The 2,754-nt window shown below is 58.2% G+C and carries 3 protein-coding genes; 1 reads left to right on the top strand and 2 read right to left on the bottom strand.

What is annotated here, in order from left to right; translation table 11 throughout:
* Together A3AY_RS0126650 and A3AY_RS0126645 are read right to left on the bottom strand one after the other, a co-directional pair.
* On the bottom strand, positions 1–614 hold a 614-nt coding region (locus tag A3AY_RS0126650), incomplete at its 3' end, for a branched-chain amino acid ABC transporter permease (RefSeq protein WP_018328731.1).
* 21 nt (positions 615–635) lie between these two features.
* A complete protein-coding gene (locus A3AY_RS0126645; RefSeq protein WP_026203859.1) occupies positions 636–1,829 on the bottom strand; it encodes an ABC transporter substrate-binding protein in 1,194 nt (397 codons plus the stop codon).
* Between the two features lie 585 nt (positions 1,830–2,414).
* Between A3AY_RS0126645 and A3AY_RS40775 the strand changes: the two genes are divergently transcribed.
* Positions 2,415–2,754: response regulator (locus A3AY_RS40775; protein ID WP_040669295.1), on the top strand; the 340-nt coding region annotated here is incomplete at its 3' end.

Below are 2,754 nucleotides of genomic sequence, written 5' to 3'. Positions count from 1 at the left end.
ACACCGGACAGAGCGGCCAGCGCAGCACCGAGGATAAATGTGCGCAGCACGACCTGCGGGACGTCTATGCCGACGACTTCGCAGCAATCGACGTTCTGAGACACTGCCCGCATGGACTTGCCCATGCGGCTGTAGGTGACCATCAGTTCGAGACCGACGAAGACCAACAGACAGACGACTAGAATGATGATCCGCTGCTGCGCCAGGCTGAAGCCGAGAATGGAAACAGGCTCGATGTAGCCGCCGGAGAAGAACTTGTAGCCGCCGCCAAAGACGAGGATCACGGTGTTTTGCAGGACAAGCGCGATCCCGAGCGTGGCGAGCACCCCGGATTCCGCCGGGGCGCCGACCATGCGCTGCATGACCAGACTGCCAACCACATAAGCCACGATGATGGTGGACAGCACGCCCACCACGATCGAGGCCTCATAGGACAGGCCGAGATAATCGATGGAAAACCAAGCTCCAAACGTCCCGAGCATGTAGTATTCACCATGCGCGAAGTTGATGGCCCGCAGCACGCCGAATATCATCGTCATGCCGACTGCGACGATCGCATAGACGGAACCCGTCACGATACCGTTGACGATCTGCTCAAGGATGGTGGAGAACATGGCCGTATCCCTCGTGCATTCTTATTGAGCAGGATACTGGATGTCCGCCGTATAGGCACCCTTGACGCTGGGCTTGCCATTCTCGATCTGCAGAAGGATCATCGGCAGGCGTGCCTGATTGTGGTCGTCGAAGGTGACCTCGCCGACGGGGCTCTTGTACTTGATCTTCGACAGCGCATCCCGAACCTTTTCACGCTCAGGGCTGCCGGCTTCTTGGATGGCTTTGGCGAGCAGGTTCACCGTGTCCCAGTGGACATAGGCGTGGTTGTTCGGCGCTTCACTATATTCGGTCGTAAACTTCTCGACGAATGCCTTGCTTTCCGGGGAATCAAATGCCGGGAGCCAGGCTGCGGCCTCGACGGCACCTTCGAGGGCTGTCGGGGCTGATTTGATGGTCTTTTCCGTGTTGAACTCGCCATTGCCGATGAGCGTCACCTTGCCTGCCAATCCGATCTCGATCATCTGTCGTGCGACGATCGGTGTCGTGTCGGCGAGGCCATACATGATGATGGCCTGAGCACCATTGTCCCGGATCTTCGCAAGAACGCTGCGGAAGTCGACTTCGCCTTCCTTGTAATAATCCTCGCTGAGGATCTCGCCCTTGAATTCCGGTAGGTACTTCTTGGTGAACTCGATTGCCGAGCGACCATAGTCGCTGTCCACCGAAAGCACGGCAAACTTGTTAAAACCGCGTTGTTCGGCGGCGTACTTCGCTACAACGAAAGCGCGGTTCTCGTCCGTCGGATAATTGCGGAAGGTCCATTTGTAGCCGCCAACGCCGGCACCGTAAGTGATTTTGGGGTTGGACGATGCGGCGTTGAGGAGGAGAACGCCGGCGTCTTCTGCCACGGGCTGCATGGCCAGCGTCACGGAGCTGGAGACGTCGCCGATGATATAGTCGACCTCGTCCTCGTCGATCAGGCGGCGGGTGGCCGAAACGCCCTCGACCGGGGTGCCTTGGCTGTCGGCGTTGAAAAGCTCGATCTTGCGTCCGTCGACGCCTCCGGCCGCATTAATGTCTTTCACGGCAAGTTCTGCACCGCGCATGGAGAACGCGCCATAGCGGGCGTTCGGACCACTCATCGGTGCAACGATGCCGAGTTTGATGGTTCCGTCCGCCGCTTGCGCCATACCGGACAATCCCGGAACGATAGTGACAAGTGAAAGGATAGTGGTGGAAATGCAAAATGTTCGGCGGCTTGAAGTATGTTTCATGAGTTCCCACTCCGTGTTTTTTGACGCAGTCGCCGGCCCAATGCCGTCGCGTGCTTCTTGCCGCTTGTGCGGTTCTTTCAAGATCAGTCTTCGCTGACCTCGTCACAGTAGGTTCATAAAAGCGGTGGTGGCCAACACAACTCCATTCTGCCGCCATAGCGTTTATTTATGGCGAGTAATCGGCCGTTCAAAAGCGGCCGTGCCGCGCGGTCGCAACAAACAACACCGAGTCCTCCCTAGTTTTCACTTCTGCACGTCGTTGGTCACAAGCTACCGCACGCGGCAAAAGTAGGGAATTCCTTAGCGGCCCCATACTACTGACGCGGAGTTCAACTCAGATCGCCCGCTCAAAGCTTGCGTAGATTTCAGCCATTCGGTGATCAGATTGCCAAGGGTTGTAGCGGGTGGGATCCGGAAATTCGCAGCAACAGTGCCGAAGGGCAACATTGCTCGACAGCACCGGACATCGTCGTCGCTATAAGCGGGAGCTTTGAGTCGAGCCGTTCCTCAGGGCCCTGACAGTCAAGATTCCGCAGCCACGACAAACCTGATATACTCAGGCCGGCCACCTGAGGGAGGCAAAGCATGAGCGACCAAACAGTGCGCATATTGCTGGTCGAGGATAATCCGCTCCACGCAAAGTTGATCCAGAGGCTGCTCGACACCGAAATGCAGTTGCGCTGCGAGGTGGTGGCGGTGGACCGCCTGGCCGACGGGCTTAGACACGCTGTTCAGAATCCGATCGGCTGCCTCTTGCGCGAGTTGACGGCAATGTTCCTTGCCGAATACCCGAAACTGATGGCCGCGATCGACGCGGCGCACGCCAGCGGCAATACCGCGGAGTTGCGGCGTGCAGCCCATACCTTGAAGGGCTCGGCGCAGGTGATCGGCGCGGGCGGCGTAGGGACTGCGGCACAACGGCTTG

The organism is Rhizobium giardinii bv. giardinii H152 (assembly GCF_000379605.1).
In the GTDB taxonomy this organism is placed as follows: Bacteria; Pseudomonadota; Alphaproteobacteria; order Rhizobiales; family Rhizobiaceae; genus Pararhizobium; species Pararhizobium giardinii.
The sequence above is the reverse complement of the archived record's forward strand: the minus strand, read 5'-3'. Positions and strand labels throughout refer to the sequence as shown.

Bases quoted from the DNA above. Each gene is read 5' to 3' on its own strand.
- A3AY_RS0126645 (WP_026203859.1), bottom strand. From the start codon at position 1,829: ATGAAACATACTTCAAGCCGCCGAACATTTTGCATTTCCACCACTATC.